General features: G+C 38.2%; 25 protein-coding genes. 7 read left to right on the forward strand and 18 right to left on the reverse strand.

The window, feature by feature from the left end; translation table 11 throughout:
* From G558_RS14375 to nrdJ, 6 genes are all read right to left on the reverse strand, one after another.
* Window positions 1–193, reverse strand: a 193-nt coding sequence (locus G558_RS14375) for a helix-turn-helix domain-containing protein (protein ID WP_028829886.1), incomplete at its 3' end; no start/stop codon positions are given.
* A gap of 141 nt (window positions 194–334) precedes the next feature.
* Entirely contained in the window at window positions 335–577 is a 243-nt protein-coding gene (locus tag G558_RS0110095) for a DarT ssDNA thymidine ADP-ribosyltransferase family protein (protein ID WP_156888550.1), read from the reverse strand.
* The gene (locus G558_RS13490; protein WP_051188641.1) at window positions 574–1,449 is read right to left on the reverse strand and encodes a macro domain-containing protein; all 876 of its coding nucleotides are present in this window, start codon (window positions 1,447–1,449) and stop codon (window positions 574–576) included. Before G558_RS13490 ends, G558_RS0110095 begins: the two co-directional genes overlap by 4 nt.
* A gap of 10 nt (window positions 1,450–1,459) precedes the next feature.
* Window positions 1,460–1,678: a DNA-binding protein gene (locus G558_RS0110105; RefSeq protein WP_028830064.1), complete on the reverse strand. Its 219-nt coding sequence runs from the start codon at window positions 1,676–1,678 to the stop codon at window positions 1,460–1,462.
* Between the two features lie 131 nt (window positions 1,679–1,809).
* Entirely contained in the window at window positions 1,810–2,121 is a 312-nt protein-coding gene (locus G558_RS0110110; protein ID WP_028830065.1) for a DUF1292 domain-containing protein, read from the reverse strand.
* Between the two features lie 123 nt (window positions 2,122–2,244).
* A complete protein-coding gene (nrdJ, locus tag G558_RS0110115; RefSeq protein ID WP_028830066.1) occupies window positions 2,245–4,590 on the reverse strand; it encodes a ribonucleoside-triphosphate reductase, adenosylcobalamin-dependent in 2,346 nt (781 codons plus the stop codon).
* A gap of 291 nt (window positions 4,591–4,881) precedes the next feature.
* Here nrdJ and G558_RS0110120 point away from each other — a divergent pair, with 291 nt between their 5' ends.
* The 7 genes from G558_RS0110120 (at window position 4,882) to G558_RS0110155 (ending at window position 11,734) form a co-directional block, all read left to right on the forward strand.
* Window positions 4,882–5,553 carry a Crp/Fnr family transcriptional regulator gene (locus G558_RS0110120; protein WP_036931902.1) on the forward strand — a complete coding sequence of 224 codons (672 nt, stop codon included), beginning with the start codon at window positions 4,882–4,884 and terminating at the stop codon, window positions 5,551–5,553.
* Between the two features lie 101 nt (window positions 5,554–5,654).
* Window positions 5,655–6,992, forward strand: coding sequence for a Sapep family Mn(2+)-dependent dipeptidase (locus tag G558_RS0110125; protein ID WP_028830068.1), 1,338 nt, complete (start codon window positions 5,655–5,657; stop codon window positions 6,990–6,992).
* A 31-nt stretch (window positions 6,993–7,023) separates the two neighbouring features.
* Window positions 7,024–8,532, forward strand: coding sequence for a YfcC family protein (locus tag G558_RS0110130; RefSeq protein ID WP_028830069.1), 1,509 nt, complete (start codon window positions 7,024–7,026; stop codon window positions 8,530–8,532).
* A gap of 21 nt (window positions 8,533–8,553) precedes the next feature.
* Window positions 8,554–9,777 carry a peptidase T gene (gene pepT, locus G558_RS0110135; RefSeq protein ID WP_028830070.1) on the forward strand — a complete coding sequence of 408 codons (1,224 nt, stop codon included), beginning with the start codon at window positions 8,554–8,556 and terminating at the stop codon, window positions 9,775–9,777.
* A gap of 38 nt (window positions 9,778–9,815) precedes the next feature.
* Window positions 9,816–10,556, forward strand: coding sequence for an HAD family hydrolase (locus G558_RS0110140; RefSeq protein ID WP_028830071.1), 741 nt, complete (start codon window positions 9,816–9,818; stop codon window positions 10,554–10,556).
* Between the two features lie 663 nt (window positions 10,557–11,219).
* Window positions 11,220–11,468 carry a DUF1659 domain-containing protein gene (locus G558_RS14575; protein WP_456300026.1) on the forward strand — a complete coding sequence of 83 codons (249 nt, stop codon included), beginning with the start codon at window positions 11,220–11,222 and terminating at the stop codon, window positions 11,466–11,468.
* Window positions 11,469–11,503: 35 nt separating this feature from the next.
* A complete protein-coding gene (locus G558_RS0110155; RefSeq protein ID WP_028830073.1) occupies window positions 11,504–11,734 on the forward strand; it encodes a DUF2922 domain-containing protein in 231 nt (76 codons plus the stop codon).
* 90 nt (window positions 11,735–11,824) lie between these two features.
* Here the strand turns inward: G558_RS0110155 and G558_RS0110160 are convergent, their stop codons facing one another.
* The 12 genes from G558_RS0110160 to G558_RS0110215 form a co-directional block, all read right to left on the reverse strand.
* Window positions 11,825–13,027: an ATP-binding protein gene (locus tag G558_RS0110160; protein ID WP_028830074.1), complete on the reverse strand. Its 1,203-nt coding sequence runs from the start codon at window positions 13,025–13,027 to the stop codon at window positions 11,825–11,827.
* An 89-nt stretch (window positions 13,028–13,116) separates the two neighbouring features.
* On the reverse strand, window positions 13,117–14,667 hold the full coding sequence (locus G558_RS0110165; protein ID WP_242825232.1) for an EAL domain-containing protein: 1,551 nt from the start codon (window positions 14,665–14,667) through the stop codon (window positions 13,117–13,119).
* 48 nt (window positions 14,668–14,715) lie between these two features.
* Window positions 14,716–15,531 (reverse strand): zinc transporter ZupT, encoded by an 816-nt coding sequence (gene zupT / locus G558_RS0110170; RefSeq protein ID WP_028830076.1) that lies wholly within the window; start codon window positions 15,529–15,531, stop codon window positions 14,716–14,718.
* A 19-nt stretch (window positions 15,532–15,550) separates the two neighbouring features.
* Window positions 15,551–16,135, reverse strand: a complete 585-nt coding sequence (locus tag G558_RS0110175) for a DUF4230 domain-containing protein (RefSeq protein WP_028830077.1) — start codon at window positions 16,133–16,135, stop codon at window positions 15,551–15,553.
* Window positions 16,136–16,191: 56 nt separating this feature from the next.
* Window positions 16,192–16,641 (reverse strand): VanZ family protein, encoded by a 450-nt coding sequence (locus G558_RS0110180; protein WP_036931903.1) that lies wholly within the window; start codon window positions 16,639–16,641, stop codon window positions 16,192–16,194.
* A 4-nt stretch (window positions 16,642–16,645) separates the two neighbouring features.
* Complete coding sequence (locus G558_RS0110185) at window positions 16,646–17,701, reverse strand: Fic family protein (RefSeq protein ID WP_330363851.1); 1,056 nt, start codon at window positions 17,699–17,701, stop codon at window positions 16,646–16,648.
* 98 nt (window positions 17,702–17,799) lie between these two features.
* On the reverse strand, window positions 17,800–18,054 hold the full coding sequence (locus G558_RS13020) for a DsbA family oxidoreductase (protein ID WP_169337720.1): 255 nt from the start codon (window positions 18,052–18,054) through the stop codon (window positions 17,800–17,802).
* A 33-nt stretch (window positions 18,055–18,087) separates the two neighbouring features.
* On the reverse strand, window positions 18,088–19,080 hold the full coding sequence (galE, locus tag G558_RS0110195; protein ID WP_028830081.1) for a UDP-glucose 4-epimerase GalE: 993 nt from the start codon (window positions 19,078–19,080) through the stop codon (window positions 18,088–18,090).
* Between the two features lie 166 nt (window positions 19,081–19,246).
* Window positions 19,247–19,804 carry a helix-turn-helix domain-containing protein gene (locus G558_RS0110200; RefSeq protein ID WP_028830082.1) on the reverse strand — a complete coding sequence of 186 codons (558 nt, stop codon included), beginning with the start codon at window positions 19,802–19,804 and terminating at the stop codon, window positions 19,247–19,249.
* Between the two features lie 38 nt (window positions 19,805–19,842).
* Window positions 19,843–20,310 (reverse strand): sigma-70 family RNA polymerase sigma factor, encoded by a 468-nt coding sequence (locus G558_RS13025; protein WP_051188642.1) that lies wholly within the window; start codon window positions 20,308–20,310, stop codon window positions 19,843–19,845.
* Between the two features lie 157 nt (window positions 20,311–20,467).
* The gene (locus G558_RS0110210) at window positions 20,468–20,650 is read right to left on the reverse strand and encodes a hypothetical protein (RefSeq protein ID WP_028830083.1); all 183 of its coding nucleotides are present in this window, start codon (window positions 20,648–20,650) and stop codon (window positions 20,468–20,470) included.
* A gap of 125 nt (window positions 20,651–20,775) precedes the next feature.
* Entirely contained in the window at window positions 20,776–21,162 is a 387-nt protein-coding gene (locus G558_RS0110215; RefSeq protein ID WP_028830084.1) for a helix-turn-helix domain-containing protein, read from the reverse strand.
* Window positions 21,163–21,191: the final 29 nt, after the last annotated feature.

Genomic DNA, 21,191 nt, shown 5'->3' on the forward strand with positions numbered 1-21,191 from the left:
TTTTATATTTATTAAATAGAAGTTGACCGCTTTGGTACATTTCTTCTGCGAGATACCAAAGATGCTCTTCATTTTTTTGCTGTGAAAGTGAGAAATTAAACACAAATCGGCTACAACCTATAGTTTTGTTGATTAGAACAACCTGTTCTTGTGTAGGATATATTCTAAATTTGTATGCTTTGTGTTTCAACATTTTCTTCACCTCGCCTCAATGTTAATATAGTAATATTATACCACTATTATCTATACTTGTAACACTTGCAACCGATTCATCTCCCGCCTTCATTCTCGCTAAAGCGAGCAAGGAGACTTAGAGGCGGGGGTATTCTCGGCACTACTGATAAAATCTTACATTTGATATTTCTCCCGTTTTTGTCATATCGATGACCTGTCTGCTTGCATTATTATTCTTCATCAAATTCATTTTTTCAGATTGTACACGGCTATACAAAAAACCCGAACTCAGAATACTCACGGCATTTGAAACATCGGTATAGTGGTAAGCAAACTTAGGCCACCATTTGACTGAACAATGATTTTCGCAGTTTTCTTTTATGATATCCACGTATTCCATCATAAGCTTCCTTTCATTGAGTACATTCTTCCTGCACCTTCATTAAACTGATATCCATCTGTCATTTCTTCATTTTTGTCTCTACTGATCCTTACCTTAGATATATATCCCAGTGACTCAATGAGCGCAAATGTCAAGAGCATAACTTTCTGGTTTGATGATATCGAGAATACACCCTTGCTTCGGATATAGTCCCATATCTTGAAGAATTCGTCTTCACTTATAAATAATGATGATTCATTATCTCTATTCATGAATTTCAACCCATTTTCCCACTTCAAACTATATTTTTCATCAGAAAGCACAAATTCGTAGGGTAATATTTGAGTTTTACTCAATATATCGTCTTTTATCCCATCAAAAGACATATCTCTGGAATTCATCTTCAGCCAGTCCATAGTTTCATCAGTCTTCTTATGTTCGGGCAGGTAACTTTGTCCTGGTCCAATATATATATATACGTCAATTGGCAATGGCTTCAAATATTTTTCCATTAAAGGCCTCACTTCATCCCAGTTCAGCTCCCCATTTCCACATCCAAGCTTTGGAAATGCTATTGAAGTAATGTTCTTTTCAGCATAAGTATTCACAAATTTCATAAGTCCCTTTTCAATATATTCAAGTTTAGATGGATTTCTCCAGTTTTCTTTTGTTGGAAAAAGAAGCACCCAATAGTCCGGAGCTTGAAAGAGCATTAGTTTTCCAACCGTTAACTGTTTCTTCTCACACGCATTTCTATAAGATACAAACATTTTAGGATATCTCTGTTTAAAGGCAAGAGCCAGCCCTTTTCCCATCACTCCAACTGTATTAACTGTATTCACGATTACCTGCGCTGGGCTGTTGAATATATCACCTTCAATATAATGAATCATATTTAGCTCCTTACTTTATAATAATTTTTTCCCCATCTGGTAAAACAAAGCTGCATTCAAGCTTACAACCGGTTACCATTGCTATATCGAGTAAATCATCTATACTAAATTTCCCACGCTTTATTTTCTGACTAAAAGCCTGAGGCGTCTTATTTAATCTTCTGCCAATTTCGGAAATGTTTATATCCAGCTTTATACAAAGAATCTTTATTTGCTCGTCTATCCTCATAATTATCACCATCCTTAATTTATATTTTAAACATAAACGTTTAAATAGTCAATGTTTTTATTTATATTTCATTCAAAAAAAAGGAACCCGCGGGTTCCTTTTTTGTTAATAAGTTTTTGATTTTTATCTTCTTATTTTTTTTCTGCTTCTTCTTCTCTTTCAAAATCTTCGTCTCCAAAGACTTCCCAAAAAGCTTCAGTAACTTTTTCAAACTCTGAATCCTCTTCAATATTTTGAAGATCTATCTCATCATTTTCAAGTTCGTTGTAGATGTAGATAAGCACTCTGTCATCATTTTCAGGTACAAGAGCAATATACTCTTTTCCCTCAACTTCAAAGATTCCAATAACTTCACATGCCACTTCTTCTCCATCATCAAGTATAAGGTTAAGAACTATCGGCTCTTCCTCTTCAAAATCATTTTTAAATTCCATATCGCTCATAATATCCTCCTGCACTGTGCCCTGTTGGCAACAATAATCATTTTTATCGATAATCACATTATCTCTTCAATTATATCTTAAATAAACAAAACAGTAAATAAGTTTCTATATCAGGAGGTTTTTTTATCTTACAGGGCAGATTCCACTCTCACAGCCGTCATTTTCAAGTTCGTACTCTTCTTCTCTAGTCTCGTACTTGCTTATTAATGAAGGTATAAAGGGTTTCATAGCCGCTTTTCTGTCATGGAATTCTTGCTCAGTAATAGACTCATATGGTAGCAATTCATAAAAAGCATCATTTAGCGGAATAAAGGATACCGCAACTATCTTATCCCATTTCTCCCATACATATTCCTCAACAGCTTCCCACTCATTTTCTCTTACGTGAACTGTTATTGAGCAGTTGTGGTCTACATAGTTTTCCATAAACATCATATAATTATCCAGCTGTTCCACTGCAGTTACATCATACTTGGTTCTTCCCTCAGGAGCCTTTACAGGGAACTCCACTACCTTTGTCGAAGCCGTCTCCATGTCTTGACCAACCTCTGGGAATACCGGATATCCAAGCTCCTCACAAACCTTAAGAAGCGGATCGCTCGAAGATATTCTTACTCTTCTTACAAAATATGGTGAATGCGAATAGTGAACTCCACTAGATACTGTAGGAAGCTGAGAAAGTGTTCCTTCAGGCTTTACAGTAGTTACAAGCAGAGGAGCATTTTGTCCAAGCTCTCTTGCATACTCATCCGCAGCATCTCTTGCAGCTTTTCTCATCTGTCTAAGCAGGTCAGCTTCACCAGACTTGTCTATTTTTGTCTCATTTACCATGTCCTGCCATCCAGTAAGCGAACATCCCAGCAGTCTGTCTCTTTTTTGAGTCTTGTCCCACTCAGGAAGCTCAAGCTCAAGCATAGTCATCCTGTATCCAGCTCTTGCAGAAAGTCTTTGAGCCTTAAGCAGCGACTCTACATCTATTTTCCCATCTACCACAAAGGCCATGACATTTATAGTTGTAAGGTTGCATACTCCCTTTGAATCAAGAAGGATCTCTCCACATGGATTGACACCTTTCATGTTATCTCTTCGTTTTGAAGCAGACTCATGATTTATAAATCCAGGCTCGCCAGAATATCTCATACGCTCAAGCTGAAGATGAAGCTCTTTTCTTGATGGCTTGCTAGTGAAATAAATAGAGTTATTACTCATCTGTCTGTGGGCAATGTCTTGATTTATCTGCCACTTATTATTTTCAAAAGTATAAAGCTCAGATTTTGCATTTATCGCTTCCTTGTCGTTTTGATCTATTATAACCATCTCAGCAGTACGTCTAACCCCGCCAACTACCACGTTCTCACCAATTATGTTGGCTATGTCCATGCAGTCTACAGAATTAAGCCTTACCTTCTTCTGGCTTATGCTCAGTGCTCTTTTCTTTATAACCTTGTCTATCTTGCGGAACATGTTTTTAAGACTCTCATGCCCACTGGCCGTTCCACCAAACTTTCTCAGTCTTTCGCCTTTTTCTCTTACATTAGAATAATCTATGAATATATTCTTTATGCCTCTATAGTTGTGCTCAGTTATAAGCTCAAAATAAAAAGAAAGCGACTCTATCCAGCCCTCTTTGGAGTCTCCAACCACAATCTCACAGCTGTCATCAGCAAAAAAGTTGAGCGAGGTATTCTCCATTCTCTCAATGCGTGACTTTGGTGTATAATCCTGATGGATTATGCCGTAATCAGTCCTTACCTTGGACATCCCCGCAACATCTTCATCAAGGACCCTTACCCCAACCCCGCATCCAAGCATCAGCAGGTAAAACAGGTCTTTGAATGACTTGAACGAATCTATAACCTCAAAGGCACAGTTAAAGTTTGCCAGAGGATAATTCTTGCTTACGTCTGTATTTCCAATCCAAAAAGTCCTTCCCGAAAGAAACTGTCTCAGATTAAACACGTTATCATAAAGCTGCTCAGCCTCTTCTTTTGTAGTCGGGGCAATAGAAGTATTGTACTCCACAGCTCGCTTTACAGTCTCATGCCAGTACTCTCTTCTTCCCTCATTATTAAGGAATCTTGAATAAGTACGGTAAAAAACAAAAGCTCCCAGTTCTCCCATAGGCGCTATGCTGTGCTTGTACTGGCTTATAAAGTCCTCGCTCAGATGAGAATCTTCATCCTTTTTGTTTATTCTTGCCCTGTCTCTTTCAGCTCTGTATATTATATATCTCTTGGCAACATCTTTTCTTATGGAATCCATAAGAAGCATCTCCACCATGTCTTGTATATCTTCAATATGAATTATGTCTTTTTCCTTCTCAAAAGCCGTCTCAATCTTGCCAGCTATCTGCGCAGACAGATTTGAATCCACTCCGTCTATGGTCTCAGCCATAGCCTTTTCAATCGCTCTTTTAATCTTTGATGCATCAAAATCCACCAGCGATTTATTCCTTTTTTCTACCTTCATCTTTATACGTCCCTTTCTTCAAGCCCTATATTTCTCTCAATCTCATTATAGAATTATACCACAACATATTATATTTTGAAAGCACAATATATTGTGTTTTGTAAGCATTTTAAAGTCAAAAATACCACATATTGTGCAAGTCAGCATTTTCAATATCTCCAGGACTTATCCAGTTTTTATGTACAGGCTCAGCCCCTTTACCCACAGATTTATCCACAGTATCCACAATTTTATCCACATGTCAATATTTATATATGTTATAATATTACAAAAAATGAAAGGAATTATATTATGTACGAAGATATATTCGATCAGGAAGTCCAAAAAAAGATGGATGACTTTTTTTTAAAAAACCTTGCCTCCCACGGAAAGTTAATCCGCTTTAAAAAAGGCGAGATAATAAAGCAAGAAGACTTTGAATCCATATACATACTATTAGAAGGTGAGCTCAATCAGATAATGCACTCCAAGGAAGGAGATGAAATAATTTTTTTCAGGGTGGTTGAAGGAAACATATTTGGAGAAATGGCTTTTTTTGACAAGACCAGCACCTTTGCCCTCAACAAGGCCGTAACAAAAGGCATAGTCTCTGTCGTAAACCGCAAATTTGTAGAATCCAAGCTCAAAGAAGACCCCCAGGTATATCACTACTTTATGATAAGCATGATCCGCAAGTACCGCGCCATCATGTCAGAGCTGGCAAGCTTTCACTTTAACGACTCCTCAGGAAGACTTGCAGATTTTTTGGTCAGGCTCTACTACACCGAAGATGGGGCCGACAAGAGCAGTATCAGCATAATACTCACCCATGAAGAAATCGCAAATCGGCTGGGACTCAACAGGATAACCGTAACCAAGGCAATAAATGACTTCAAAGAAAAAGGACTCATCGACATAATAAATCGAAAAATAATAATAAAAGACATAGAGACCCTCAAAAAAATGACCAATATTTTGGTTTAATATAATAAGGGTATAAATAAATCATCAAGCATTTGTAGTCTGCACTACAGAAAAAACCTTTTCATAATACTATAATTAGAATAATTAGAAAGGAGCAACAAATGAAAAAACTAATCGAGGCAAATTTTGACCAGTTTTTGGAAGACCTTCAAAGCCTTATAAGCATCCCAAGCGTATACGCAAAAGATGACAGTCCCTATCCTTTTGGAGAAAATATAGACAAGGCTCTAAAAGAAATGCTCTCTATAGCCGAGAAACTTGGATTTGCTACCTACTACGATCCAAAGGGCTACTATGGCTATGCAGATTATGGAAGCGGCGATACTATGATAGGAGTACTTGGCCACCTTGATGTAGTCCCAGCAGGCGACCTCAAACACTGGACCAACCCTCCCTTTGAAGTCACGCTAAAAGATGGCAGAGTATACGGCAGAGGAGTCCAAGACGACAAGGGACCTACCCTGACAGCTATGTATGCCTTCAAAGCCGCAGTAGAAAGTGGCCTCCAGGTAAACAAAAAAGTTAGATTTATATTTGGAACAGACGAAGAAAACCTGTGGAGATGTATCAATCGCTATAACGAGCTTGAGCAGATTCCAGACTATGGATTTACTCCAGACGCCAACTTCCCCCTTATATTTGCTGAAAAAGGCCTGCTTCAGGTAGATCTTAGCGCCAAAGCCCTAAGCGGCATCAGCCTTTCAGGAGGAGACGCCTACAACTCAGTGCCCTCATCTATGACTTTTACATCAGCAAAAGCAGACGAAATAGCAAAATCTCTGCAAGATCTTGGCTTTGAATACACCAAAGACGCAGACTCTATTACGGTTACAGGCAAATCTGCCCATGCCAAAGACGCAGACAAGGGTATAAACGCAATCATACGCCTTTTAATAGCCATGGACAAAATCGGTATTAAGACCAGTGCCGGCAACTTTGTTACAGAATTTATAAACGAAGACGCCCTTGCAAAAAACATCTTTGGTGAGTGCACAGACCAAATGTCAGGTCCCCTCAAATTCAATATAGGGAAAATAAGCATGGACAGTGAAAAAGAAGTACTTAATATCGACATCAGAATTCCAGTTAGCGTCAGCAAAGAATTCGTAATGGAAAAACTGACAGATGCCGCAGCAAAACACGGCTTTGAAATCTCAGAAAACGACTATTTAAGATCCATCTACACCCCACTTGACTCTCCACTTGTAAAATCCCTCATGGATGCATATCAAGAAGTTACAGGAGACCTAAAAAGTGAGCCTATCTCTTCAGGAGGAGCAACCTACGCCAGAGCCATGGACAACTGCGTAGCCTTTGGAGCCGCTTTTCCTCACAGTGAAGAGACAGAGCACCAGCCAAACGAATATTCTACACTAGATGATATCAAAAACGCAATGAAAGTATATTCACTAGCATTCAAAAATCTGCTTGCACTTTAATCTGCAAGACAAACCACACAGGAGGAATAAAATGAAAACTAACAAGAAAAAACGCAGTTTTCCTACCGCATATACCGTACTCTTTATAGTACTTGTATTTGCCGCAGTACTTACCCACATGATACCAGCAGGATCATACGCAAAACTGCTTTATGAAGCAGATGCATCCAGCTTTTCTATAACAATGCCAGACGGGTCAATGCAAGAAATGCCCGCAACTCAAGATACACTTGAAGAACTTGGTATAAAAGTAGATTTGGAAAAATTTACAGACGGAAGCATCTACAAACCAGTAGCTATTCCAGGATCATACGAACAGATAGAAAGTAACCCCCAAGGAGTAATGGAAGTTATCCAGGCTCCAATCAGCGGTGTTTACGAAACCATAGACATTATAATGTTCGTATTTATAATAGGTGGAATCATAGGAATACTAAACAACAGTGGGGCCTTTGATGCAGGTTTTGCATCCCTTTCACGCGCTACAAAAGGCAGAGAATACCTCCTTATAGTTATAGTAACCTTCCTTATAGCACTTGGAGGAACAACATTTGGACTCGCCGAAGAAACCATAGCCCTGTATCCCATCCTGGTCCCAGTCTTTATGATAGCAGGCTACGATGCCATAGTATGTATAGCCGCGCTTTACATGGGATCATCAATAGGTACAATGTTTTCAACTGTCAATCCCTTTTCATCAGTAATAGCATCTAATGCTGCAGGTATTGCCTTTACAAACGGACTTGCCTTCAGACTTATAGGACTTATCATAGCAACAATAATCACAGTAGTATACATCATAAGATACGCAGAAAAAATAAAGAAAAACCCAGAAACTTCACTTATATTCTCACAAAAAACAGAAATCGAAAAAAGATTCCTGCATGTAAACAAAGAGGTTCCAGAATTTACCTTCAGAAGAAAAACTATGCTTGCCCTTTTTGTAGCAGCATTTGGTATAATGATATGGGGAGTTTCATCACAAGACTGGTGGTTCATGGAAATGACTGCACTTTTCCTTGTAGTTGGAATTCTAATAGGTATAATCTCAGGAATGGGCGAAAAAGATGCAGTGAATCATTTCGTAGCAGGAGCCGCAGACCTTGTTGGAGTTGCCCTTACAATAGGAGTAGCAAGAGCCGTAAACCTTATCATGGACAATGGACTTATCTCAGACTCCATACTTCACTCTACAACGCAGATAGTAGACGGAATGAACGGTGGTATCTTTGCCATAATCATGCTTCTGGTATTCTCAGTACTTGGCTTCTTCATACCATCATCTTCAGGACTTGCAGTGCTTTCCATGCCAATCATGGCCCCACTTGCAGACACAGTAGGTATACCAAGAGAAGTAGTAGTAAGTGCCTACCAGTACGGTCAAGGACTTATGGCCTTCATAACACCTACAGGCCTAATCCTTGTAACCCTTTCAATGGTAGATGTAACATACGACAAATGGCTTAAATTTATCATGCCTCTCATGGGTATAATAGGGGTATTCGCAGCTATAATGCTCACAATTCAGGCCCTCGTATAGCTTATATAAGGAGGAAACAAAATGGAAAACAAAACGGTTAAAAGACTTTTAAGATATGTCAAAATAAACACCATATCAGATCCCAAATCAGAGACCCTGCCATCGACTCAAATCCAGTTTGATCTTGCAAAAATTCTCTTAGAAGAACTAAAGCAAATAGGCCTGACAGATGCCTCACTTGATGCAAACTGCTACGTAATGGCAAGTATACCTGGAAATGTAGAAGGGGCTCCATCAATAGGACTCATAGCCCATATGGATACAAGTCCAGAATTTTCAGGAGAAAACGTAAAACCCCAGATACATGAAAACTACGATGGTCAGGACATAATCCTCAACAAAGACCTGAATATAGTAATGAAATTAAAAGACTTTCCCTATCTTGCAGACTTTAAGGGTAATACCCTGATAACTACAGACGGAACTACCCTTCTTGGCGCAGACAACAAGGCCGGAATAGCAGAAATAATGACAATTGCAGAATATTTTATACAAAATCCAGATATTAAGCACGGAGACATTAAGATTTGCTTCACTCCAGACGAAGAAGTAGGTAGAGGGACTGAAAAATTTGACCTTGAAAAATTTGGAGCAGATTTTGCATATACTCTCGATGGCAGCTTTGAAGGAGAAATAGAATACGAAAACTTTAATGCAGCCTCAGCAACAGTAAAAATTCATGGAGTAAACATACACCCAGGCTCAGCCAAACACAAGATGAAAAACTCCCTTCTCATAGGCATGGAATTCAACGCTTTGCTTCCAGCCTTTGATGTACCCCAATACACCGAGGGTTACGAAGGATTTTATCACCTTGACGAAGCCAGCGGCTCAGTAGAGTTTACTACTCTTGAATACATCATAAGAGACCATGACATGGAAAAATTTACCCAAAGAAAAGAATTTATGCAAAAATCAGCCGAATTTATCAACCAGAAATATGGAGAAGGCACAGTAGAAATCGAACTCAAAGACAGCTACTTCAATATGAAAGAGCATATACTTCCAGTCATGCACATAGTAGAATCTGCCGTAAAAGCTATGGAAAAAACAGGAGTGACTCCAATAGTCAAAGCCATAAGAGGTGGTACAGACGGAGCAAGCCTTTCATACAAAGGACTCCCAACTCCAAACCTTTTCACAGGCGGATTTAACTACCACGGAAAATTTGAAGCTCTGTCAGTAGAGTCCATGGACAAAGCAGTGGCTACAGCTATAGAGATAATCAAATCTTACACCCAGTAAATCAACAGTTAAAAATAACGCATTAATCGGAGGTGCCTATGGACAACAAAAAAATTGCAGCCTTTTTTGATATCGACGGAACTATATTCAGAGACTCACTAATGGTCGCTCACTTCATGAAGCTCCAAGACTTTCAAATAATTGACGACAGCAAATGGCATGACCAGGTCCACCTTTCAAGAGAAGCCTACAAAAAAAGAAGGCTGGACTACGATACCTATCTCGAAAGCATATCTTCAGCATACGAAGAATCACTTAGAGGAATTTCCTACTCAGATGTAATGTTTGCAGCGCGCCACGTTATACAAAACCGTGCAGACGAAGTATACAAATTCACCAGAAGCCGCATAGACCAGCACAAAAAAAAGGGCCATATGGTTATATTCATATCAGGAAGCCCCGACTTTTTAGTAAGGCAGATGGCCAAAGTCTGGAAAGCAGATGTATACAGAGGCAGCACCTACGTGTTCTCAAGAGGAATATTTACAGGCAAGATAATCCCCATGTGGGACTCTGAGAGCAAGCAAAACGCCATAAATGAGCTCGTAAAAGCATACGACATAGACATGAAGCATAGTTACGCTTATGGAGACACCAACGGAGACATAAGTATGCTGAGGAGCGTAGGCCATCCCTATGCCATCAACCCCGCCAAAGAGCTCATAGAAAACATCAGAGAAGACCAAATACTCAAAGAAAAAGTACAGATAATAGTAGAGCGAAAAGATGTGATCTACAGAGTAGATCCAGACGTCAATATCAAAGAAGAACTCCTATAGGACCCCAAATTATACAAGATAAAAAAAGCCTCGGACCAGTTAAAAACTTCCGGGGCATTTTTGCGTCCAAAAAAATATTTCTTTTTTTATTTTTTCTTTTTTCTTTTTTATTACATCCTTTTTTAATTTATTTTTCCATATGTATTAGTGTAAGGCAAAACGAAAGGAGGTGAAACAATATGGCAACTTCAACAAAAAAGGCCAGTTCCCTAAAAATGACCTACGTAACAGGGACAGATGGTATAAAAGAGATAACAAATGTCAAACAATAATAAAGTTTTGATTTTTCACACCCCTCAAACCCCGATTCCCTCGTTCCCAGCGAAAATAAAGTTTTGACTTTTTCCCCCCATTTTCCCATTTTTCTTCAATTTTTTCGTAGCAAAACTTTATTTTAATTATAATAAAGTCTTGCTATTCTTCCTCTTCTTTTTCCGATTTTTTCATTAATCATACGATTTAATTTCCGATTTTTTCTTCCCTTTATTTTTTTCCTCATTCCGGATTGAAGGATTTCTTCCGGTTCTCTTTCAAGCGCTAAAGCCTTATTCCATAAGGCTTTTCTCCTTTGGGACAATCCGGATTCCTTGTTTTCTTCGATTTTTCATTCTCGGTTTATACTTCCTATCTTATCACATTCCTTGATATTTGAATCATGAATTTTTGGGGAGCGAAAGAAAGACCGGTGGCTGTGCCATCGGTCTGGAGCAAAACTTTATTATTGTTTTAGCAAGAGTTTATTACGTTTGGCAGGACTTTATTCTGCTTTTACAAACAAAATCTCGTACAATCACAAACGTCAACATCGATGCCACTGACGAACATGTCTACGGATTTGCAGAAGCAATGCTTCTACTTCAAAATCACGGCGCATCAATCAGCCGAATCGACGCAGAGATACTCACAGCGTAAGATGGCTAACAAATAAATAGAAAGGAGGACTAAAAATGGACGTAGAAAAAAATCTCGTACTGAGTTTTAAGAAAAACACAGGAAATATGTGGTCATTCTCAGTGCCCTATCCCAAAGACGATATAAGCGGTGCAGACGTACTTGCCCTTGCAAACTACATGATCACAAACAAAGTGATCATATTCCAGGATATGACAGAGCTTGCAAGCTTTGAAAAGGCATATGTGCAAGAAGTCACAAAGACAGCAGTAAACACAAACCTATAAGACTGCCCTGGTCACAAAATTTAAAATAACCGCAAAAGCTGCCAGAGAAAACCTCTTGCAGCTTTTGCATTTTTTGCATCTTTTTTATTATTACTCCAGCAAAAAGTCCATAATGTTTTTTACCTTTATTCCAGAATAATCATTAAATATAGATCTATCCATAGTAAGAATATACTTAGGGTAATTGTCAGCTATAGACTCCAGAGGACGTAACTCCCGCTCCCTGGTTTTTTCATCCAAAATTGTAGCCGAGATCTGATAGTAGATTTTTTCATCTGCTTTAGTAGCGACAAAATCAACTTCCAAAGTACCAATTTTTCCAATTGTTACCTCGTAACCACGTCTCAATAATTCCAGATAAATAATATTTTCCAAAACATGACCATAATCCGTATTTCGTAGCCCAGTCAGCTGATTACGAATCCCCATATCTACAATATAATACTTTTCAAGTGTTTTTAGAAACATCTTCCCTTTTAGATCATAACGATTTGCCCTGTATATGATAAACGCATTTTCCAGCATCTTTAGATAACTGTCAATCGTATCACTTGTAGTTTTTCTGCCACTGCTGGTCAGATAATCACTGATTTTCTTAGTTGAGACAATACTTCCAACATTAGCCGCTATAAATTTCAGTATGCTTTCAAGCAGCGCCGCATCCCTTACGCCATTTCTTTCAATGACGTCTTTCATAAGCACCGTATTGTAAATACCTTCAAGGAAAGGACCAATCGTATCTGGATTATCCAGCAGTTCAACCACAGTTGGAAGACCACCGTACCTAAGATATTGATTAAATTCTTCCTCAAGATTCCCACCTTTATCCGTTTGCGTAAAATCCAAATACTCTTTAAAGGACAAAGGCTGCATTTTAATCTCTACATACCGGCCAGACAGCAACGTAGAAAGCTCAGAAGACAGCAGATACGCGTTAGATCCCGTTATATATATGTCCACATTGGCATCTACAAGAAACGCATTAATCACTTTTTCCCATGAAGATACCTGCTGCACTTCATCGAGTAGAATATAATGCCTGTCACTTTTATTGATAAGCCTTTTATCAATATATGAATGAAGCTCTCTGTAGTCTGTGATTTCATCAAACTCAAAAGATTCAAAGTTCATGCGAATAATATGATCTTTAGAAACACCACTATCTATTAAATGGCTCTCAAACAGAGAAAGCAGAGTTGATTTACCACAACGCCTTATACCTGTTATTACTTTTATCAATGGCTTATCTCTGTAATTAATCAGCTGCGTAAGATATAAATCTCGATTTTTCATAGTATCACCCCTTTTTACAGATTATATCCTTAAAAACAAAAAATATCAACAGTTTTACGATTATAGTCGAAAAACTATTGATATTCTAATTATTTCATTATTTCCGGTCTGTGATACAAAAATCCCTGCAGATAATCAAATCCAAATCCCTTACATCTATTTGCCAAATCCTCAGTCTCAATACCTTCAGCCACCGTCATCATCCCATTTTCCTGACTGAGCTTTACGATGCTTCTCACTATGTTTCTAGTCTTTTCACTTTTGTCCATGTGACTGATTATGTTGCGATCAATCTTTATGATATCTATCGGAAATATGTCTATATATTTGTACGAAGAGTATCCAGAGCCAAAATCATCAATAGCTATGCGGTATCCCATAGCAGATGCCGTATTAATAATAGCTATTATGTTATCAGTCTCAATAAAAACTTCCTCAGTTACTTCAATTACTATGATATGAGGGTCTATTCCCCTCGCCTTTACCAGTTCATCCATAAAAGTTATATTTTGCATACTCAGACTATTTACAGAAAAATTTATAGACACAAATTCCATTTCAGAGCCCTGGAAGAAAATAAAATCTACAGCCCTTTCAATAATGAGCCTGGTCAGCTCATTTATAAGGTCCGACCTCTCAATTACAGGAATAAACTTGCCCGGAGCAATATTTCCCTCGTCACTGCTCCATCTCGCAAGCAGTTCGTACCCGCTTTTCCCCCCACATGTATGTACTATCTTTTGAAAAGCCACCTTTATATTTCCCTCTTTGAGCGCCCTCGAAAATCTTGAAGCCATGCTCGTAAGATTATTATACAACTCCTCATCCTTTTTATTATACTCATAGAACATATAGTTTGAAGAAACTGCCTTGTGGAGCGCCAAAAGTGAAGATCTCAGCCCCATCTCAAGCGTAATATCTTCCCTTGCAAAAGCAATTCCCATCCTGTTTTCAATATAAAGGGGCACCTCATCCACTGTTATAGTGCTTCCATGTATGGATTCGAGCTTTTCATAGATTTTCTTCATTTTCCCATCAGATGCAGACTCAACCCGTACTGCAAACTCCAGACCATGGTGCCTGTATATGCTTACATCCTCAAATTCATCAAGTAACTTTTCAAGTACTATCGCATATTCCCTTACCAGAGAATTACTGAACTTGAGCCCAAAAAACCCAATTATAGCCTCATAATCTTTTAGCGTTATTGCAATAAACCCTGTACTCTGGCCAAAATCCTGAGTTTGACTTCTGAGAGAACTCATATTTAAAAATCCCGTCAGCTGATCCCTTGAGAGCAGGTCTTCCATCTCTTTGGTTTTTCGCTCATTAAGCTCAGCAAAAAAACCTATGATCCATGCTATTGTGGTGTATATGCCCGCTCTCATAACCCAGCTTGCAGCAGGCTGCATCACATTGCCTAAAACATGGAGAGGCATGAGAGGTCCCATCAAAAGCCCCGTAAAAAGCGCATGAATAAGGCCCTTCTTTCTTCCAAGGCCAGAAGCGACTATAGCAATCGGTATGTAGTTTAAATTAGGATACACAGATGAAGTCCCACCTGAAAAATACACTAAAATAACATTCAGCAGCGACAGAGCGTATCCAAAATAAATACTCTTGCTTTTTACAAATTTCATAATTTTCACAAATAGGACTCCATTCACATTACCCCAAAATCCCCTTTTTTACACAAATAAAACCAAACTTACCGCCATAACCAGCATGCCCGAAATAAGCCCATATATAGCTATATGATGCTCTCCATACTTTTCGGCAGTAGGCAAAAGCTCATCAAGTGATATATATACCATTATACCTGCAACTCCCGCAAATATAAGACCAAATAATGAATCACTTACAAAATAATACAGCAAAAAGAACCCTACTATAGCACCCACAGGCTCAGAAAGCCCTGACAAAAATGACATTTTGAAGGCCTTTTTCCGGTCCCCCGTAGCAAAATATATAGGTACCGATACTGCGATGCCCTCAGGGATATTGTGGATAGCTATTGCAAATGCTATACTTACCCCCATGGCAGGATCATGAAGAGCTCCCATAAAAGTAGCAATTCCTTCAGGAAAGTTGTGAATAGCTATAGCCAGAGCAGAAAACATTCCCATTCTGAGAAGCTCGCTCTCATTTATTTTCTTGCCATTTTCAAGCTCCGTTACATCGTGGATCTCGTGGGGATTTTCCCCCTCAGGAACCAGCTTGTCAATAATTGCAATCAGAGCCATACCCACAAAAAATGCAATCGTAGTCAGCATGTAACCCTTGCTTTCGCCATATACCATCGAAAGCGACTCTCTTGCCTTTGGAAAAATCTCTATCATCGAAACATATATCATTACTCCCGCCGAAAATCCCAGCGCCGCAGACAGAAATTTATGATTCGTCTGCTTTGTATAAAAAGCCAGCGCCGAGCCAATGCCCGTTGAAAGGCCAGCAAACAGAGTAAGCATAAATGCAAATATAATATCTTTCATCTCGAAGCCCATAACGTCCCCTAAAACCTTTCTATTTCCAAATTATGTCCACTTGCTCATATCCAGCCATCATAAAAATGCTCCCTATTGATTTTTCGGCGTTTTCCTTGGCCTTTTCAATAATTCCATTATCCTTAGCCTGGTTTTTCAGATCCTCTTCAAAAAGCTCAAGTGCCCTCAAGGTGTCTTCAGTAGTCACCTCATTAAAGAGGCCATCCTTTTCATCATAAGCCTTGTACGAAAGAATCTCTCCCGAGGTAACCACAGGTGCAGCCAGTCTCAAGACAAGCTTTTTTCCCTCAATCTTTATATCACCTTGTTCCAAAGAAGACAGATCAATGCCCGCCTTTACCCTGGCCTTTACAGTAAATATAAACGACTTTTTAGTAAAGGGAATCTCAAAATTGTTGAACAGTTTAGCATTTTTAAAATCAATTATTTCATTAAAATACATCTCCACCGTATTGAGCTCAGAAATATTTTTTACCTGCTCCATTACCCCAGAGCTTGAGAATATCTCCCGCTCAGAGATTCGGCTTGTCATCACAAACGTAGCCCCAGCAGCCACGGCACCTATAACCACAATCAGTATAATCTGCTTTAATAACTTTTTCATATTACCTCCATCAATAAAGCCCTCTGATTTAATACTATCAGAAGGCCCAGTGTAAATCAATATTTAATTTTATTATAAATAAAAATCCCAGCAAAAGAACCCGCACTGTCTATAATCACATCCATTAAAGCAGGTCCTCTGCCCGGAACAAATGCCTGATGAAGCTCATCACTCATTGCATAGACTATGCAGACAAGTAGGCTCAGAAATAAGGATTTTCTGCCAGATGTGCCGCTCTTTGAAAATGCATTCACAACCAAAATTCCCAGTATAAGATACGCCGTAAAATGCGCACCTTTTCTCAGGATATGATTAAGCTGCCCAGATCCAATTTCCAAAAAAGGAACAAGCTTTTGAATCATATTAAGGATGGCCTTTGTTATCCCAGTGCTGAGCTCATCTGACTGGTCTGCCACCTGAGACGAGAGGCTGAAAATTATAAGCATCCAGGCAAGTACAATGACCCATGAAACTATTATCTTTAATCTATTTTTATTTGTAATCATATAACTATCCAATCTTAACATATGCAGTTGCTCTACCAGAGCCGACTTTTTTGATGTATCCATCTTTCACTAAATCAGAAAGTGTCTTTTCAATGGTTGTAACACTTATATCTGGACATATCTCTGCAATTTCACGCTTTGAAAGTTTCCCAATTTTTTTGTCGAATAAATCTTTAACTCTTTCGGATTTGCTCATCTTATCTATTGCTACAGTTTCTACTCTATCAGAGAATTCCTTATATGCTTTTAACAAAATGCTCAGGTAGTACTTTACAAAGGGAAAATAGCTATTCTCATTTTTGTGCCAATCTAATGAACTTTCTTGGAGTGCCTCATAATAACTTTCCTTTGTTCCTTCAATAATCATTTCAATACTTATATATTTCCCTACGATATATCCCTGCTGATACAGCAGCAAAAGTGTCATGAGTCTGCTCATTCTGCCATTACCGTCATTGAAAGGATGAATGCTCAAAAAATCTAATACAAATTTTGAAATGAGAATTAAAGGATCTATTTTATCCTCATTGATCGCCTCAATATATGCACTGCATAATCTTTCTACTGCTTCTGGAGTTTCAAAAGCAGATAAGGGTTTAAATCGAACACGACGAGTACCGTTCTCATCCACTTCTTCTATAATATTGTCCTGATTTTTAAATCTGCCGCCATTAGTGGATGGATGATAACTGTAAAGATCTCTGTGAAGCTGTAAAATCACATTTGATCTCGGGGCGATATAATCATAATTCTCATGTATTGTATTTAAAACCTCTCTGTACCCGGCAATTTCCTCTTCATCTCTATTCATTGGTTCAGCCTTTTTTGAAACCAGTTCTTCTAGCCTTGCATCAGAAGTAAATATACCCTCAATTCGATTTGAAGCTCCCGTACTTTGAATTTTAGCCACTTCCAGCATAGATTTGAGTATATCTGGTTTTACCTTCATGAACAGTTCTTGTTTCCCCTTGTATTCATGAATTTTTGATACTATGTTCATAATCTCTGCGACCATTAAATCACTATTTATTTCCCTATAATTAAATTCTTTCATCTTCATCACCTGCCTGCCATTTTATCTATATGCATAATTTTATCACTATATTATGCATATAGCAAATAAAATATGCAGATAAAGACAAAATCACAGTTTATCTTCTATGATTGAATAGCCTCTATAATTTGAGGAAGTTTCAGGGCTCCGCTTACATGACGTTCCCCGTTGATAACCAGGCATGGGACACTGTTTACGCCATACTGCTTTGCAAGAAGAAGCTCTTTTTCTACAGCTTCCTTTGTTTTTGGATCCTCATAGTGAAGCTTCCAATTTTCAAAATCAATATTGGTCTGTCTAACCACATCATCAATTATGTCCTGTTTTTGCTTCTTGTCTTGATCCAAACATAAGGTCAAAATCATATTCTTCCTTTGGATACTCTCCTTAATTTATACATTTTGCTGTTCGAACTTCCAGGCATCTCTTACCATTTCTTCAATTCCCAGTTCAGCTTTCCAGTTCAGCTCTTTTTCTGCTTTATCTGCATCTGCATAACAAGTTGCGATATCTCCGGGGCGCCTTCCAACTATTTCATAAGGAACGTCCACAGCATTAACTTTCATGAAGGCATTTATCAGTTCTAAAACAGAAGTCCCTCTGCCCGTCCCCAGATTATAAATATTTACGCCTGAATCCAGCTTTTCAATAGCTTTTACATGGCCCTTTGCCAGATCAACTACATGAATATAATCCCTTACCCCTGTTCCATCAACAGTCTCATAGTCATCACCGAAAATACTCAGCTTCTTTAACTGGCCCTTAGCTACTTTGCTTACAAAAGGCATTAGATTATTTGGAATACCATTGGGATCTTCACCAAGCAGCCCACTCTCATGAGCTCCAACTGGATTGAAATAACGAAGCAAAGATACAGCAAAATCCTTATTAGCATTCACAGTATCAGTGAGTATTCTTTCACTCATGGCCTTTGTTTCACCGTATGGATTAGTTGTTTTTTTAAGTTCCATATCTTCTCTTAGAGGAGACGGTTGATCTCCATAGACAGTTGCAGAAGAACTGAACACAAATTTTTGTACTCCATACTTTATGCATACCTTGCTTAATACCATTGTAGAAACCAGGTTGTTATAATAATATTCAAGCGGTTTAGATACCGACTCTCCTACTGACTTGAGTCCTGCAAAATGTATTACCCCATCTATTTTATTATTTTCAAATATCTCTGTAAGTTTTTCTTCATCTGTAACATCAATCTGATAAAAAGCTGGCTTAATCCCTGTTATCTGACAGAGTTTATCCAGCACTTCAATCTTTGAGTTTATAAGATTGTCGGCTATTATTACTTCATGGTTGTTTTTAATCAGTTCTATTATTGTATGGCTTCCTATAAATCCCAAGCCGCCAGTTACTAATATTTTCATAATAATCCTTTAACCTCTCATTTTTCATTAACTTAACAAATAAATTTTTCCTTTATCATTTACACGTTTTAACTTCTATACCATTATTATATCATAATTAATCACGCAAAAGACACCTTTTCAGGTGCCTTTCTTAGTATAATTATATAATGTATCTGAGCTATTTTCAGTTGACTACAAGGGTTTTTCTCAGCTTTGAGAGGGCCGCGTTTTTTAAATCCTTGGCATAAGAATAACTTATGCCCATATCTCGCGCAACTTTAGCAAGCATCTCCTGTCCAATTACATTTTTAAGGATTATATATCTCTCTTTCTTGGTCAAAACAAGCAACAAGTCATATATCTCTACATCTGCATAAGCCAGATCCAAAAACGACCTTCCCTTCATATAATCCTCGCTATCCTGAGTCATTGGCATTTCATTTTCAACAAGCTTTATATGGTCTTTTTTAAGGTCCCAAAAATAACAGCCGACCATAGTCTTCATATATCCAAGAAACCTGATTCCCCTTAGCAAGTCAAAGCTGCGCACAAGTATTATACATCTTAACCTTCCCTGTTGCATAAGGTCTTCATCAACGTACCCAAAATAATGCCTGCAACTGGTGGCTATTAGCGGCTCTAACCTTTCAATAAGGTCTGCCATAGCATCATTATCACCAAGTTTTGCATTTACCAAAAGATTTTCAACAACTACATAACTTTCTTCATCATACTTAAACATAATTTATTCCTCCTTCTGATTAATAAGTCCTTCACTTGTTAGCCAATATGAAGGTCCTCCTGGTAACCAGAAATCGAAAAAAACTTTCTCAATTTTAGCAAAATCCTATTTTTTCGCTTAATAACCGCCACATGAGAAATGCCTTCTTTTCTGGCAAAATCTCTGATAGTCATATTTTTATAAAAAAGCTTATCCACCAGATCTTTTTCCCTGTCATCCAGGCTTTTTACAGCCTCAGTAAGGATCAAAGTCATTTCCCTTGCAACCACCATATCTTCTATGCAACTTGGGTCCGCAAAGTCCTTGCCCTTATCTAGCAATCGCTCAATCGAATCCTCTTTGCTGGGCCTGTATTTCACCTTGCCCGTCTCCAAATCTACAAAGCTTGATCCAAGCTTTATGTCTACTTCTAAGTATTTTTCATGACGCAGCATTTTGTAGTACTCCTTATAAATTTCTTCACTCACAGCCACCAGATGATTTCCAGCTTTTATTACTTTGCTCATAGGACTTCCTCCTTAAAACAAAAAAAAGGCCGGACAAAAGCTAAATTTAATTAGCTCTGTCCGGCCTTGGTAACTCATAAAATGGTTCCGTTTCTCGGTACTATAGTGGTTTTATATTAAGTTTTAAAACAAAAAAAATCGCCAGATAACTACTAAATTAATAGTAGCTATCCGGCGATTTGTCCCTGCATTTTACAGTGTAGTATCCATCCTTGATATGTATCTCGTTAATCTTTCCGCAATGCGGACACTTTATTTCGATTAGCGGTCCTTTACTTAATTTGGTCTCCATATCAAACAACCGCTTGCCATCATTTGCACATCTTACTTTTTCAAGCATACCTCTCCCCCTTTCTGTTTGATAATATTATATCATAATGAACAAAAAAAATACATTTAATAAAGAATTATTTTCAGAATTAAATAATCAAAACTCATATGATACATTTATAAAATGCCCCCCTTTTACTTATCCCCGTCCAGTGTCTTTATAAAGTCCCTCCAGGCCTTTTCCGTAACATCACTTTTACCTTCTTCCTCATTTTTCTTTCGAGCTTTTCTAAGAGCAATTCTTGCCAGATTACTTTCTTTTATATATTCCGGCAGATCCATTGGAATCTCATCCCTGTCCTGCGATGCTATATCTATCATATAGTCCGTTTCTTCCTGAGACAGTCCAAGCAGCGTGGCTATTTCCATTAACTTTGATAAACCTGGAGGATTTCTTCTTCCCTTTTCAATATCACTCCAATATGCCGGCGAAAGCTCAAGCATTTCCGCCATCTTTCTCAAGCTTAAATCTTTATCTTTTCTTTTTTCAGTTACGAAATCTCCAAATTTGTCAGGATTCATCCGTATTCACCTCCTTGTATAAACGCGTG

It is taken from the genome of Proteocatella sphenisci DSM 23131, assembly GCF_000423525.1.
In the GTDB taxonomy this organism is placed as follows: domain Bacteria; phylum Bacillota; class Clostridia; order Peptostreptococcales; family Filifactoraceae; genus Proteocatella; species Proteocatella sphenisci.